The sequence below is a fragment of the Candidatus Nanopelagicus abundans genome, from assembly GCF_002288305.1.
GTDB classification, from domain to species: domain Bacteria; phylum Actinomycetota; class Actinomycetes; order Nanopelagicales; family Nanopelagicaceae; genus Nanopelagicus; species Nanopelagicus abundans.
In genome coordinates this window covers 321,442-336,512 of the sequence record NZ_CP016779.1, presented here as the reverse complement: position 1 = coordinate 336,512, position 15,071 = coordinate 321,442, and the positions used below count along the sequence as shown (strand labels likewise).

The following is a 15,071-nucleotide window of genomic DNA, read 5'->3' as shown; positions in this document are numbered from 1 at the left end:
TAATGCTTACTTAAAGCAAGTATTTATACTGTAAAACTACCGAGAGTTTGATCAGTGGCATTTATAAACATGATTACATCAACTACTGCTGTGATCATTAGTGACTTAAAGATGATCCTATTAGGCGCAAATGAGGTGATAATTGCAAAAACTAGTCCAACTATAAGTAGTGGCATATTTGGATTAGCGTTATGAAGAATTAATGTAGCTGTAACTAGTAAGAGGCTAGTTATTATTCTTGAGCCCTTCTTACCAATCCGCTGAGGTAAGCCTTTAATTTTTGATGCTAAATCTTGATCAATATCCTTAAGCACATTAGCAAAGTGGGCAGCAACACCAAGGGATGCTGCTGCGGTGATAAACCAAAGCGGTGGCGTGCGATCTGTTGAAACTATTATGGATGAAACTAAGGCAGCAAAGGCAAGAGCGTATGGAATTGGTGAGAGCAGTGTGGATTTAAAGTAAAAGTTATAGCTAACTCCCATACCAACACCAAATAAATAAATCAGCCCGCCCTTAATACCAAGTGGGCCAAAAATATTTAACAAAATAGTGAAAGGTATAACAACTTTTATAGCTCTGCGTAGTTTAGTTGTCGTAAGTTCACCACTAACTAGTGGTTTAGATAATCGATTATGTTTTAGATCATCTGAGTAATCAATTAAATCATTGGTAAAGCCAACTAGTAATTGACCAAGAAATACCCCAATGGCTATTACAAATGCTGGTCCTTCCCACCAAAGTGAGGTGGTAAGTAGGTATGAAACTGTGGTGACTGCAATGGTGGGGCCAAAATGTGAAGCTTTAAGTAAAGCTAGCAAATTACTTCTTGCCAATAGCTTTCTTTAAATCCAAGTACTCACCGCATTTTAATCCACAAAGTTTTTCCAACTTTACTAGATTCTTTTTTGCAGCAGATACTTTATTGGTTAATACAAATAACTCACCTTGGTACTCAAGGGCGCCAAGATGATTTGGGTTTATCTTTAATGCTTTTTCATAGTATGTAGCAGCTGGTTTGTATTGCTTAAGTTTTCTAGAACTGTATCCAAGCAGGTTATTAACATCAGCATTATTTTTAAATTCAGAATCAATTACTTTTAGATCTGAGAGTGCTTGCTTAAAATTATTTGCATTAAGCAAAGTTGTTACCTTAGCTAACTCAGCATTTACTGTCTTAACAGCTGCCGGTGTTGGAGTCGGCGCAACTTGAGTTGGTGTTGGGGTTGGCGTAGGTGTTGGAGTTGCTACCGGAGCTGGGGCCGGGGCGGATCCACCTCCAGTATTTGCAGCATTAGCAGAAGGAGTAAGTGCAAGAAGTAGAGTGATAATTAAAGTTAGGCGCATAGGTAAATTTTACACTTCTTAGATTACAAAATTTACGAGCTTTGGTGTAACTGTGATCACTTTTTTAACCTGCATACCCATTAAGGCAGCTTTAATCTGAGAATTATCTGTTGCAAGCTTTTCTAGCTCATCCTGAGAGATATTAGGTGAGACCTCAATACGATCTTTAATCTTGCCATTTACCTGCAAGATTGCAATTACATTATCTGCGCCAAGCAATGATTTATCTACGACTGGCCAACCAGCATTAGCGATTGCTGGTTTATGTCCAAGGAACTCCCACATTTCCTCAGCTGTGTATGGAGCAACTAGGGATAGTGATAACGCGATTGCCTCTGCTGCCTCACGCACTGCTGCATCACCTGGACCAGCACCTGAATCAATTACTTTTCTTGTGGCATTTACTAACTCCATAATTCTGGCAATTACAACATTAAATCTAAATGATTCAACTGCTAATTCAATATCTGCAATCGCTTTATGAGTTACTTTTCTAAGCTCAAGATCACCCTTTTTAAAATCTATTCCAGGTTTACTAGTTACATCCTGGCTAATTCGCCAAGCACGATTTAAAAACTTTAATGAACCAGTGGGTGAAACATCTGACCAATCAATGTCATCTTCAGGTGGACCAGCAAATACTAATGAAACCCGAATTGCGTCCACACCATGCTTATCTAACTCATCAGATAACTTAACTAAATTTCCCCGGCTCTTACTCATTGCTGAGCCATCTTTTAAGACCATGCCTTGATTTAATAACCTAGTAAATGGTTCAGTAAATGAGAGCATGCCAAGATCATGTAATACTTTTGTGAAAAAGCGTGAATATAAAAGGTGCAAGATTGCATGAGTTACTCCACCAACATATTGATCAACTGGAAGCCAGGTCTCAACTGCTTTTTGATCAAATGCAACATCATGATTGTTAATTGATGTGTAACGAAGGAAGTACCAAGATGAATCCATGAATGTATCCATCGTGTCCGCATCTCGCTTAGCAGGAGCATTACATTTTGGACATTTAACATTTACCCAATCAGATGCTGCTCCTAGTGGAGATGATCCCTTTGGTTTTAGATCTAATCCCTTTACATCCGGTAATGCCACCGGTAGTTGATCTTGCGGTACAGGTACTAGTCCGCACTTATCGCAGTGCACAATTGGAATTGGTGTTCCCCAAAAACGTTGACGAGAGATTAACCAATCACGTAGTCGATAATTTTTAGTTGCTTTGCCAATCTTTTTACTCTCAATTTCTTTAATAATTTTTGCAATCGCTTCATCTTTGCCAAGTCCCGAGATTGATCCAGAGTTAATAACTTCACCATCTCCAGATGTTGCAATACCTGATGTATTTGGATCCTCTTGGCCGGTATTAATTACTACGCGTACTGGTAGCTTCATCGCTTTAGCAAAATCTAAATCTCTTTGATCATGTGCTGGAACAGCCATAATGGCGCCAGTTCCATAATCAGCTAATACATAATCTGATGCCCAGATTTGAATCTTCTCGTTATTTACTGGATTAATTGCATAGCGATTTAAAAATACGCCAGTTTTCACTCGATCAGTAGCAAGTCGGTCAATATCACTCGCTGCCTTAACAGTTTCTAAATACTTTTTAAACTCGGTTTCAACTGGTGTTCCTGCTACTAATTTTGCTGCTAACTCAGAATCTGCAGCAACGACCATAAAGGTTGCGCCATATAAAGTGTCAGGCCTTGTGGTGTAAACAGTTATTTTTTGATCCATTTCATCAACTGCGAACTCCACCTGCGCACCAGTTGATCTACCAATCCAGTTTCTTTGCATAAGTAATACTTTTTCAGGCCAAGCACCTTCTAGCTGCTCCATGTCATCAAGTAAGCGGTCTGCGTAATCAGTAATCTTTAAATACCATTGATTAAGCTTCTTCTTTGTTACCGCGCTATCGCATCTCTCACATAGACCTGCAACTACCTGTTCATTCGCTAATACAGTTTGGCAATCAGGACACCAGTTAACTGCTGAATCTTTGCGATAGGCCAAACCCTTTTCAAACATCTGAAGAAATAACCATTGATTCCATTTGTAATACTCAGGATCACATGTGTGAAGAACTCGATCCCAATCAAATGAGCAGGCATATCTGCGCATGGATGCTTTTTGCACATCAATATTTTCATAGGTCCAAGCTCTTGGATCAGCATCTCGTTTAATTGCAGCATTTTCGGCTGGCAAACCAAATGCGTCCCAACCAATTGGATGCATTACGTTAAAACCTTTTTGAATCCAATACCTTGCTATGACATCCCCTAATGCATATGCCTCAGCATGGCCCATATGTAAATCCCCTGATGGATAAGGAAACATATCTAAAATATATTTTTTAGGACGATTATCATCTGTCTTACCTGATTTAAATGGTTCTAGTTTGTCCCAAATCGGCAGCCATTTATCTTGAACCGCCTTAAAATCATAAGCCTGCGCCATAATTTAATTCCAACTAACTTTGGTTAATTCTTCACTTACCGTCCATAAATTCTTCGCTAATACTTGATCATAAGCAAGCGCCCTAGCCCGAGTTAGCTTTGGAGTTCCGCGCATCTCAAGAAATCCATTTGGTCCAATAAAACTAGCGCCAATTAACCCTGGGTAAACACAGGCGGCCAGAGTTGGTAGCGCCCCTTGCTTTGCAGGCTGGGCTAATACCTTATTAATTGCCATTGTTACTTTTTCTTCCATCGCAGCACCACGCATCTGTGAAGCAACTGCTTGCAAATTGGTATCTGAGTAACCAGGGTGGACTGCAATAGGAATAAATGACCACTTATTTGTAATTCTAAGCCGCTCAAGTTCTGCAACAAATAAAAGATTGGCTAATTTAGTTGAACCATATACTGGCCATTTTTGATACTTACCAATTCCAAGACACATATTATTAATGCTATCAATACTGTTATCACCAAAATTTCCCATTTTATGGGCAAAGCTTGAGACTACAACTAGTCGATCTTTAATTTGATTTTTAATTAGTCCAGCAAAAGCAAAATGACCTAAGTGATTTGTGCCCATCTGAAGCTCAAAACCATCTGTTGTTTTCATAAATGGAGTAGCCATTACGCCAGCATTTAAAACTACAACATCAAATGCTCTATCTACTCTAGCTGCTGCTTTTCTTACTGAATCTAAATCAGTTAAATCCATCAATAAATAATCAACTAATCCTGGGCCTATCTTTTTAATGGCTTCGCGAGCTTTTTCAACACTTCGCGCTGTTATTACTACCTGAGCATTTCGCCTTGCTAACTCAGATGCAGCAGCTAAGCCAATACCTGAAGTTGCACCTGTTATTAGAAATCTTTTTCCAGTTAAATCTGGGATATCAGTGGCAGTCCAGTTATCTGGAATTGCTATTGCATTTGACACCGATGCTCCTTAATTTTAAATAGTTTTTAAGTGGAGCTGAGGGGATTTGAACCCCTGACCCCTTGCATGCCATGCAAGTGCGCTACCAGCTGCGCCACAGCCCCGCTATTTCAAACGAGTGCCAACCTTATCTAATTAACCGCATCATCTCCAAAGACAGGCTCAGGTAGTGAGCCAGCATTGTGTTCTGCTAAATACCATTTACTGCCAGTGTGATGTTTAGTTAATTCCAACACTGACCAACATGCATTTGATAATCCACCAATTACGCCCCATTTAGAAATTGGTAAATTAAGTATTGAACCTAAAACACTTCGTACTGTGCCACCATGGGTAACAAATACAATTGTTCCAGAAAAATTTGCAGTCTCTTTTTCAATTACTGATACAGCGCGCTTTGCAACATCACTTCTTCTCTCACCAGTTACACCTGCTGGCTCATCTCCGCCTTCATACCAACTAGCAAATAATTCACCATGAGATTCTCTATTCTCTGATGCAAGTTTGCCTTCCCATAGACCGCCATCTGTTTCCCTAATTCCAGGATTAATTTCAACTTTAATATCAGTTAACTGCGCAAGTGGAGCCGCTGTTTGCTGCGCACGAATTAGATCACTTGAAATTATTCGATTAGGCCGAAGCGCTGCTAAAACTTTAGCTGCCTCAGTCGCCTGATATTGGCCTACTTTATTTAATGGAATATCTGAGTGGCCTTGAAATCGATTTTGAACATTCCAATCTGTTTGTCCATGTCGCCAAAGTACAACTCTGATTAGTGATTCGATATTTACCATTATCTTTGCGCCTTTGCTAAATCTAGTTCAATTTTAGGGCAATCATTCCAAAGTCGATCAAGCATGTAGTAATTACGAAGCTCAACACTTTGAATATGAATTACTAAGTCGGAGTAATCAAGGAGAATCCAAGATCCACTTCCCTCTTTACGCACTGGTTTCTCACCAACTTCAGCCAGCTTTTTCATAACCTCTTCCGCTAATGCTTGTAGTTGAGGTTCATTATTTCCGGTGACAAGTAAGAAGACTTGGTTTAAAACTAATTGTTCAGAAAGATCAATAGCAATGATTTCATCACCTAATTTATCGGCGAGAGCTGCAGCGGCGATCTTGGTTAATTCAATAGTTGCCTTAGCGACTGCCATATAACCCAAACTCTCTAATAAATGTAACTACCTTTGCGGGAAGTAAATTACTGACATTTTCGCGCTTTGCAATTGCCGCCCTAACCTTAGATGATGATATGTCTAATGCTTTAATTGGTATTTCATCATAATCACTTGGTTTTGCTCCTGGCCTTTTAACAACTAAAACTGCAACCATTTTGAGTAATTCTTCAGATCTATGCCATTTACTTAGATTATTTGCCGCATCCGATCCTAAAACTAATGTGAAATTATTGCCTGGATACATTTTAGTTAACTCTTCAACTGTATCTATTGTGTAACTATTTCCTTCTCGTCTTGTCTCTACTGGTAGAACCTCAACTTGTGGGCTAAGGCCCATAGCCGTTACAGCTAGATCTGCCATTTGAAATCTCTGCTCAGCTGTTGCTACTGGTTGATTCTCTTTAAGCCATGGAGTCCTTGAGGGAATTACTAAAACCTTTTCAAATCTATTAGATACCTCTTTTATAAGGTGAATGTGTCCTAAGTGAATTGGATCAAAGGTTCCGCCAAATATTGCAAACTCTTTATTTACTGCAGAAATAATTAATCTCGATCAATTCGAAGGGTTAAGTAAAGAAGTAAAGATAAAATCCCAAATGCAATAAGACCAAATGCTAAAGGTGGAGCTGGTAATTCCCGTGTGGTCTCCTCAAGTAAATTCATAGTGTTAGTTTATCCCTTTCTCAAGTAATACTTTAAATCCTGCCTCATCTAATATAGTAATTCCAAGCTCTTGTGCTTTATCTAACTTAGAGCCGGCCGCCTCACCTGCCACAACAAAATCAGTCTTACTAGATACAGAAGCCGATGCTTTCCCACCCCGTGAAGTAATCGCTTCAGTAATCTCATCTCGTTTAAAGTCATTAAGTGATCCAGTCACAACAATCGTTAGACCAGCTAGCGTTTGTTTTATATTAGCCTTCGGCGCATCAACTAAGGAGACACCAGCTTTTTCCCACTTCTTAATGATTTGCTTATGCCAATCAATATCAAACCATTCAACTATTGCATCAGCAATTACCGCGCCAACACCATCGATATCCGCTAATTCCTGCGCACTAGCCTTTTGAATATTTGTGATTGAACCAAACTTGTTAGCAAGCGCTTGTGCGCTAGTTGGCCCGACATGCCTGATAGAAAGTGCAACTAAAATCCGCCATAGCGGGCGAGTCTTTGCAAGTTCTAATCCGGTAATAAATCGATCAGCAATTACGCTTCGGGAGCCATCTTTTTTAGTAAAGAAATCTGACTTACCGAAATCTTTAAGTGTTAGCGCAAATAAATCACCCTCATCAGTTACTAACTTATCTGCTAATAACGCAGTAGCTGCTTCATAACCTAAGACATCAATATCTAATGCAGAGCGTGAGCCAATATAAAATAAACGCTCTACAACTTGAGCAGGACAACTTTGCGAGTTAGGGCAGCGAATATCAACATCGCCTTCACTCATTGCTCTTAACTTGCTACCACAATTTGGGCATTTACTTGGCATAACAAAAGCTTTTTCTGATCCATCGCGCTTTTCAATTACTGGGGCTAAAACTTCCGGAATTACATCTCCTGCTTTTCTAATTAATACAGTATCGCCAATTAATATTCCTTTGCGGATGATCTCTTGGGCGTTATGTAGCGTGGCATTAGTAACGGTAGAGCCTGCAACTTTAACTGGCTGCATGTAAGCAAATGGTGTTACCCGTCCTGTTCTACCAACGCTTACCTTTATATCTAATAATTTTGTACTGACTTCCTCCGGCGGATACTTATAAGCAATCGCCCACTTAGGAGCGCGCGAGGTGAAACCTAAAGTATTTTGTACATCTAGCTCATTTACTTTAATTACTACGCCATCAATTTCATGCTCAACATTGTGGCGATTTTTCTCATACTCATCAATGAAAGTTAATACCTCTTTACGATTTGCCACCACTTTATATCTACTACTAGTAGGAAGACCCCAGCCTTTTAATAATTCATAAGCATTTGACTGCAAATTAAAATTAACGCCAGTCACAGCGCCAATGCCATGGACTACAACATCGAGCGGCCTACTCGCTGTGATCTTTGGATCTTTTTGTCTAAGTGAGCCAGCGGCAGCATTTCTTGGATTAGCAAATCTTGGCTTACCAGCCTCCTCTAATGAATCATTTAATTCATCAAAGGATTTAAGTGGAAAGAAAACCTCTCCCCTAACTTCAAGAAGGGCTGGTATTTCTTTACCAGTTAGCTCAGTTGGAATTGATTTAATTGTTTTAATATTTAGTGTTACATCCTCACCAGTTACGCCGTTACCACGAGTAAGCGCCCTAGTTAATCTGCCATTCTCATAAAGTAAGTTAATTGCAAGGCCATCCACTTTTACTTCACATAGCCAGTTATTTTTAACCCCAGCTTTTTCAATTCGCTCAAACCAGGTTGTTAACTCATCACTATCAAATACGTTATCTAAACTCATCATCTTCTGAATATGATCATGTTGAGTAAAAGCAGTAGCAAAACCGCCGCCAACTTCAAGAGTTGGTGAGCTCTCTAATTTATATTGTGGATACTCACTTTCAAGTGCTAATAATTGATTCCATAACTTATCAAAAGCAGCATCGGTAATAGTTGGTGCATCTAAAACATAGTATTTGAATTGATGATCTCTAATATCCTCTGATAATTCCTGAATTTTATGCCGGATTTGCGCACTCATTTTAAATTGTTTCACATATTGTGGCAGAGCCAACTACACGATCATTATCATAAATAACTAATGCTTGACCGGTGGCAAGTCCAAATACTGGTTCATCTAAATTAGCAATCAAGTTAGTACCATCAAATTTATAATTTGTAGCAAGTGGTGCGCCATGGGCGCGCACTTGGGCAAACCCACGTAATTCTTTATTTAACTCTAGCGCAGGTCCACACCAGGTAGGAGGGGTTGCAATAATTGTGTTAATCGCTAACTCTTCATGAGTTCCCACAACAACTGTGTTGCTCTTTGGCTCAATCTTTAATACATATCTTGGTTCACCAGATTTATCTGGCACAGTTAGATTAAGTCCACGGCGTTGTCCGATTGTGTATGTGTAAGCACCTTTATGTTCACCAAGTTTGGTGCCCGCTTGATCAACAATGTCACCAGTTTCAGAACCTAATCGCTCACGTAACCAACCTGCATTATCACCTGATGGCACAAAGCAGATGTCATGTGAATCTGGTTTGTTAGCAACAAATAAGCCGCGCTCTTTTGCTTCTTTGCGAGTATCTGTTTTAACTGTATCTCCTAGTGGAAATATTGCGCCCTCTATTTGATCAGTTCTAAGTACTGCAAGTACATATGACTGATCTTTTTCAGGATCGGCTGCTCTGTGCAGAGTTTTTCCAGCAGCATTCTCTTTAGTAATTGCGTAATGCCCAGTTACAACTCCATCAAAGCCAAGTGCCTTAGCTCTATCTAGTACTGCCTCAAACTTAATCTTCTCATTACATCTAAGACATGGATTAGGAGTTCTACCTGATTGGTATTCAGATAAAAAGTTTTCAACTACACCCTTATGAAATTCTTCGGCCATATCCCAGATATAAAAAGGAATACCAATTACATCTGCTGCTCTTCGCGCGTCATGTGAATCTTCAATTGTGCAGCAACCACGAGCACCTGAGCGATACTTTTGCGGATTAGAAGATAACGCTAAGTGAACACCAACAACCTCATGCCCTGCATCTACTGCGCGGGCTGCTGCAACAGCAGAATCAACGCCGCCACTCATTGCCGCTATTACCTTTAATTTTTTCATTTTTTCCCTGACGCACTCTTTGATCTAGCCACAACGGATGAAATAACTGATCCAAGCCTTGCAATCTCATTTATTGTATTTGTGTAACTAAGTGAGAATCTTAAAGTCGATGTGGTCTCATCCTCACTTAATCCCATCGCAAGTAGAACATGACTTGGCCGCTGCACGCCAGCACTACAAGCAGATCCGGTTGAGCAGGCAATACCTTCTGCGTCTAATAAAAGAAGTAGTCCTTCTGAATCTGTCTTAGGAAAGGTAATAGATAAAATCCCAGGAAGTGATTTCTCCTGATCAGCATTTACGACAATATCTGAAACATTTTTCTTAATTGTTTGTATTAGTTCTTTTTTTAACTCTCTAACTTTTAATTCTCGCTCTTTCCTATTTTCAACTGCATCAGTTGCAGCAGCTGCAAAGGCGGTAATACCTGGGGTATTAAATGTGCCACTTCTAATATCTCGCTCTTGCCCACCGCCATGAAGAATTGGCTCAATATCTAATCCTTTTTTTAATATTAAAGCTGCAACACCTAATGGTCCACCAATTTTGTGGGCGCTAATTGTTGCCGCCGTTAAACCTAACTTTTTAAAGGAAAGATCAACCTTGCCAAAGCTTTGCACGCAATCTGAGTGAACTGGAATATCTCTAGCCATCTTCACAACTTGGGCAATATCTTGCAAGGTGCCAACCTCATTATTGGAGTGCATAATCGAAATAAATGAAATTTCATCATGGTATTTCTCAATTACTTCTTCTAACTCTGCTAAATCAATAAAACCTTTACGATCAACACTAATACCAACAACTTGAGCACCTTCATGCTCGGTAAGCCAAACGATTGGATCCATTACTGCATGATGCTCAAAGGTTGAGGTAATAATTACTTTCTTATTAGCTTTAGCACCTTTCCAAAATAAACCTTTAATCGCCAAATTATTTGCCTCAGTGCCAGTTGCAGTAAAGATAATCTCACTAGCATCACAGCCAACAGCTGCCGCTAACTCCTCCCGTGCTGTCTCTAAATCTTTTCTAACTGATCTTCCGGCAGAGTGCAGGGATGAGGCATTACCAAGTTTTTTTATTTGCTTATTTAAGACAAGAATTGATGACTCCACCATTGGTGTGGTGGCAGCATGATCAAAGTAGATACTCACTTGCTAAGTCTAAAGGTTGCCCCTGATACCGGCAGAATTACCCTTTACGAGCGATGATTTTTTCAGTTGCCTGTGGCAAAACATTAAAGAGATCACCAATTACAGCAAAATCTGCGATCTCAAGAATAGGCGCCTCTGGATCTTTATTAATCGCCACAATTGTCTTAGAAGTTTGCATGCCAGCGCGGTGTTGAATAGCCCCTGAAATTCCAGCTGCAACATAGAGTTGTGGTGAAACAGTTTTACCAGTCTGTCCTACTTGATGTGAGTGTGGATACCAGCCAGCATCAGTTGCAGCCCTAGATGCACCAACTGCCGCGCCTAGTGCATCAGCTAATGCTTCAACTGGTTTGAAATCTCCATTTGTGCCACGTCCACCTGAGATCACAACAGATGCTTCAGTTAAATCAGGACGCCCACCTTTAACAACCGGTGTTGCACTTGTAATAGTTGCAAGTTTTGATGAATCAGAAAGTGTTATTACAAATTCTTCAGCAACTGCAGAAGATGTTGCTGCTACTGGCTCAATTGAGTTAGCACGTAAAGTGATAATTGGTGTACCAGTTGTAACACTGGCATGAACAGTTGTTGAGCCACCAAATACAGATTGAGTAGTAATTAAATCCTTATCAACACCAATAGCATCAGTAATAATGCCTGAGCCAGTTTTTACAGCAACTCGGCCGGCAATCTCTTTGCCAGAGGCCGATGATGTTATTAATACCGCACTTGGTTTCTTACTTGCAATAATTTGAGCAAGCCCATCTGCAATTACAGCTGGTCCATTCTTATCCCAATCACCACTTACCGTAATCACCTTATCAATTGGAAAAGTACTTAATTGAGTAATGATCTCAGCAGGATTAGATGCAAAAACTACCGCAACAGATTCACCAATTGATTTAGCAAAGGTGGCTAACTCAGCAGTTGCCTTAGCAACTTTGCCAGCAGAGTGATCTACTAAAAATATTACGCTACTCATGCCAGTCTCTTCTCAACTAAGAAATCAAATAATTTTTCCCCGCCACTACCCTCATCAGTTAACTTAACGCCGGCTCCTCTAGCTGGCCTTGGTAGTGCATCTTTAACCGCACTCCATGCAGCAGATGCGCCAACTGCAGTTGCAGCTAAGCCAGTATCAGAAAGTGACATAGTGGTAATTACTTTCTTCTTTGCCGCCATAATTCCTTTAAATGATGGATACCTTGGCTCATTAATCTTTTCAACTACCGAAAGAACTACTGGAAATTTTGCATTCATTACTTGATTACCAAACTCAGTTACTCGCTCAATTTCAACACTGGCTGCTGCTGGATCAACCTTAACTTTGCCTGCAAAAGTTAATTGCGCCCAATTTAGCCGCTCTGCAATCATCGCCGGCACCACACTCATTCGAGCATCTGTGCTCTCTGTTCCACAAATTACTAAATCATAATTTCCTTTTTTAATTACTTCAGCTAAAACTAATGAGGTGGAAAGTGCGTCAGAACCTGCCAGGGCGGCATCGCTAATAAGAATTGCATCATCAGCCCCCATTGAAAGCGCTTTTCTAATTGCCTCAGTAGCTCGCTCAGGTCCCATTGAAATTAAAGTAATACTGTGACCACTGCCTTCACCAGCTTCTTTAGTTGGTGAGTTCGCCTCAACTATTCGTAATCCTTCTTCAACGGCGTATTCATCTAAATCATTTAAAACTGCATCAACATTTGCGCGGTCTAATACACCAGCAGCCATTTTTTTCTCAGCCCAAGAATCAGGTACTTGTTTGATGCAGATCGCGATTTTCATGCTCATATATTACTCGGCGGTATAAGGCTTAACCTACTCTTTACCAACACTTAACCTCAAGGGCTACTTTAGGCTTTCTAAATTACGCACCCTACTCATATGAGAGTAGCGATAGTCACAGAGTCTTTCTTACCTAACATCAATGGGGTAACGAACTCTGTACTTCGCATCCTTGAACAACTTTCAAACTCTGGTGATCAAGCTTTAGTAATAGCACCCGCCGCTGCACAAACTCCAACTTCCTATGCTGGGCACCCAGTTAAAACTGTGCCAGTTATAAATGCTCAAAACTTTTTACCCACCGGAATGCCGATGGGTTTACCGCAAAAACGAATAAAGCATCTATTAGATGGTTTTGCACCCGATGTAATTCACCTTGCCTCACCATTTGCCCTCGGTTCATACGCTAACAAAGTTGCTAAGCAGTTAAATATTCCAACTATTTCTATTTATCAAACTGATCTGGGTGGATTTGCTAAGCAATATGGTTTTGGAATTGCCCAACACTCATTGCAAAAGATTTTATATAAAATTCACTCACAAACAGATCGAACTCTTGCTCCTTCCACCGCTGCTTGCCTTGATCTTCATTTAGCCAAAGTTCCTGAGGTCTATTTGTGGAGGCGCGGGGTTAATACTGAATTATTTAATCCAAGCAAAAGATGTCAAACATTAAGGGCTACTTGGAAAAATGGCGAGCCAGATAAAATTATTGTTGGCTTTGTTGGCCGCCTTGCCCTAGAAAAGCGAGTAGCAGATCTTAAAGTGCTGCAAAGTAATCCAAATATAAAGTTAGTAATTGTTGGAGATGGCCCGCACCGAAATAAACTTAAACAGCAATTGCCTGAGGCAATTTTCTTAGGATTTAAAGCAGGAGAAGAGCTTGCGCAAATATATGCTAGCTTTGATTTGTTTATCCACCCAGGACCAAATGAAACTTTTTGCCAAGCGGTTCAAGAAGCGCTCTCCTCTGGAATTCCAGCAATTGTTCCCTTAACTGGTGGACCAGCAGATTTGGTAGCCCATGGACGAACTGGATATGTAATTAATATTGCTGATCCAATTAAATTAAATCAAACTGTAAATCTTCATCATGCCAGAACTGATCGTAAACAGATGAGAATTGCAGCCAGAGATAGCGTAAGTATGCGAACTTGGAATCGAATTAATGAAGAGCTTAAAGAACATTATCAAGCAGTAATTGATCAAAGAAAAATTTCAGGGTTATCAGAAATCGGTGTGGCATGAGAATTGTCCATGTAGCTAATTTTTATGGCCCAAGCTCAGGTGGAATTAAAACTACCCTGCACGAGTTAGGCCGTGGTTACTTAAAGTATGGCCATGAATTTATCTATATCGTCCCTGGGCCTAGGTACATTAAAGAGCAAACACCTTTTGGTTTAAAAATAACTCTACCTAGCTTCACCTTGCCGGCAAGTGGTGGGTATCAGATCATTCGAAGTAATAAGCAGTTATTAAATCTTTTAGAGTTTTTAAACCCAGATCGTATTGAGGTTTCAGATCGCTTTACCTTACTTAAGGTCGGCAGATGGGCAAAGCAACATAAAGTGGCCTCATTAGTTTTCTCTCATGAAACCTTAAATGGCCTAGTTAAAAAGTATGCACCATTAATACCTGTCTCATTTAGAAATAGATTTGTTAATTGGCATAACCGCAAATTAGCAGCAAGCTTTGACACCGTAATTGCTACTACTGAATTTGCCGCTGCAGAGTTTGTGCGGATAAAAACTACTAACCTGCGCAAGGTTGCACTAGGTGTTGATCTTCAAGGTTTTAAACCGGAAAACCGTGACCATAAATTACGTAAAGAGTTACTAAAGGGTGCTGAATACCTACTAGTTCATTGCGGGCGAATGTCACCAGAAAAAGAGCCGGCTAGAAGCGTGCAGGCGGTTAGTGAGTTAGTAAAAGCTGGTGTTAACGTGCGATTAATTATTGTTGGCGGTGGACCACTTTGGAACAAGATTAGAAAACAAAGTTTAGGGCTACCTATTGAGATGTTAGGTTATGTGGCTAGCCGCGAAAAAGTGGCAGGCTACTTAGCGGCCGCAGATATTGCTATCGCACCCGGCCCACTAGAAACATTTTGCTTATCAGCCCTTGAATCACTCGCCAGTGGCACACCAGTTGTTGCATCTAAATCAAGTGCGGTTGGTGAAATTTTAAATATTAATTCAATAAGACCTGCTGGAGCTGTTGCAAGTGATAATGGCGCAGACTTTGCAATAGCGATTAAGCAGTTGCTAAATAAAGGCAGACTACGCAAAGTTGCGCGCGAGCAAGCTGAAAAATTCTCTTGGGCCAATACAGTTGATGCGATGTTAGATGTTCATGGCGCTAAGCAACCAATGATTACTACTAAACGGCGGTTAAAGGTTGCCTAAT

The 15,071-nt window shown here is 40.2% G+C and carries 14 protein-coding genes and 1 tRNA gene; 2 read left to right on the top strand and 13 right to left on the bottom strand.

Going from position 1 to position 15,071, the window contains the following annotated elements:
- Nucleotides 1-23: 23 nt before the first annotated feature.
- From B1sIIB91_RS01795 to B1sIIB91_RS01735, 13 genes are all read right to left on the bottom strand, one after another.
- Nucleotides 24-836 carry a UbiA family prenyltransferase gene (locus B1sIIB91_RS01795; RefSeq protein WP_095687927.1) on the bottom strand — a complete coding sequence of 271 codons (813 nt, stop codon included), beginning with the start codon at nucleotides 834-836 and terminating at the stop codon, nucleotides 24-26.
- Nucleotides 823-1,347 (bottom strand): tetratricopeptide repeat protein, encoded by a 525-nt coding sequence (locus B1sIIB91_RS01790; RefSeq protein ID WP_095687926.1) that lies wholly within the window; start codon nucleotides 1,345-1,347, stop codon nucleotides 823-825. The genes B1sIIB91_RS01795 and B1sIIB91_RS01790 overlap by 14 nt, the downstream gene beginning before the upstream one ends.
- Before the next feature lie 18 nt (nucleotides 1,348-1,365).
- Nucleotides 1,366-3,822: a leucine--tRNA ligase gene (gene leuS, locus B1sIIB91_RS01785; RefSeq protein WP_095687925.1), complete on the bottom strand. Its 2,457-nt coding sequence runs from the start codon at nucleotides 3,820-3,822 to the stop codon at nucleotides 1,366-1,368.
- A gap of 3 nt (nucleotides 3,823-3,825) precedes the next feature.
- A complete protein-coding gene (locus tag B1sIIB91_RS01780) occupies nucleotides 3,826-4,758 on the bottom strand; it encodes an oxidoreductase (RefSeq protein WP_095687924.1) in 933 nt (310 codons plus the stop codon).
- A gap of 31 nt (nucleotides 4,759-4,789) precedes the next feature.
- Nucleotides 4,790-4,862: transfer RNA gene (locus tag B1sIIB91_RS01775), tRNA-Ala, on the bottom strand.
- Between the two features lie 27 nt (nucleotides 4,863-4,889).
- Entirely contained in the window at nucleotides 4,890-5,552 is a 663-nt protein-coding gene (locus tag B1sIIB91_RS01770) for a histidine phosphatase family protein (protein ID WP_095687923.1), read from the bottom strand.
- On the bottom strand, nucleotides 5,552-5,917 hold the full coding sequence (gene rsfS, locus B1sIIB91_RS01765; protein ID WP_095687922.1) for a ribosome silencing factor: 366 nt from the start codon (nucleotides 5,915-5,917) through the stop codon (nucleotides 5,552-5,554). Before rsfS ends, B1sIIB91_RS01770 begins: the two co-directional genes overlap by 1 nt.
- Nucleotides 5,904-6,455 carry a nicotinate (nicotinamide) nucleotide adenylyltransferase gene (nadD, locus tag B1sIIB91_RS01760; protein ID WP_095687921.1) on the bottom strand — a complete coding sequence of 184 codons (552 nt, stop codon included), beginning with the start codon at nucleotides 6,453-6,455 and terminating at the stop codon, nucleotides 5,904-5,906. Before nadD ends, rsfS begins: the two co-directional genes overlap by 14 nt.
- Before the next feature lie 153 nt (nucleotides 6,456-6,608).
- Nucleotides 6,609-8,636 (bottom strand): NAD-dependent DNA ligase LigA, encoded by a 2,028-nt coding sequence (gene ligA, locus B1sIIB91_RS01755; RefSeq protein ID WP_095688668.1) that lies wholly within the window; start codon nucleotides 8,634-8,636, stop codon nucleotides 6,609-6,611.
- A 1-nt stretch (nucleotide 8,637) separates the two neighbouring features.
- On the bottom strand, nucleotides 8,638-9,723 hold the full coding sequence (mnmA, locus tag B1sIIB91_RS01750; RefSeq protein ID WP_095687920.1) for a tRNA 2-thiouridine(34) synthase MnmA: 1,086 nt from the start codon (nucleotides 9,721-9,723) through the stop codon (nucleotides 8,638-8,640).
- Nucleotides 9,720-10,877: a cysteine desulfurase family protein gene (locus B1sIIB91_RS01745; RefSeq protein ID WP_095687919.1), complete on the bottom strand. Its 1,158-nt coding sequence runs from the start codon at nucleotides 10,875-10,877 to the stop codon at nucleotides 9,720-9,722. The genes mnmA and B1sIIB91_RS01745 overlap by 4 nt, the downstream gene beginning before the upstream one ends.
- Before the next feature lie 37 nt (nucleotides 10,878-10,914).
- Nucleotides 10,915-11,859, bottom strand: coding sequence for an electron transfer flavoprotein subunit alpha/FixB family protein (locus tag B1sIIB91_RS01740; RefSeq protein ID WP_095687918.1), 945 nt, complete (start codon nucleotides 11,857-11,859; stop codon nucleotides 10,915-10,917).
- Nucleotides 11,856-12,665 (bottom strand): electron transfer flavoprotein subunit beta/FixA family protein, encoded by an 810-nt coding sequence (locus tag B1sIIB91_RS01735; RefSeq protein ID WP_095687917.1) that lies wholly within the window; start codon nucleotides 12,663-12,665, stop codon nucleotides 11,856-11,858. Before B1sIIB91_RS01735 ends, B1sIIB91_RS01740 begins: the two co-directional genes overlap by 4 nt.
- A gap of 99 nt (nucleotides 12,666-12,764) precedes the next feature.
- Between B1sIIB91_RS01735 and B1sIIB91_RS01730 the strand changes: the two genes are divergently transcribed.
- Nucleotides 12,765-13,913, top strand: a complete 1,149-nt coding sequence (locus B1sIIB91_RS01730; RefSeq protein ID WP_095687916.1) for a glycosyltransferase family 4 protein — start codon at nucleotides 12,765-12,767, stop codon at nucleotides 13,911-13,913.
- Nucleotides 13,910-15,070 carry a glycosyltransferase gene (locus tag B1sIIB91_RS01725; RefSeq protein ID WP_095687915.1) on the top strand — a complete coding sequence of 387 codons (1,161 nt, stop codon included), beginning with the start codon at nucleotides 13,910-13,912 and terminating at the stop codon, nucleotides 15,068-15,070. The genes B1sIIB91_RS01730 and B1sIIB91_RS01725 overlap by 4 nt, the downstream gene beginning before the upstream one ends.
- The last annotated feature ends 1 nt before the right edge of the window (nucleotide 15,071 follow it).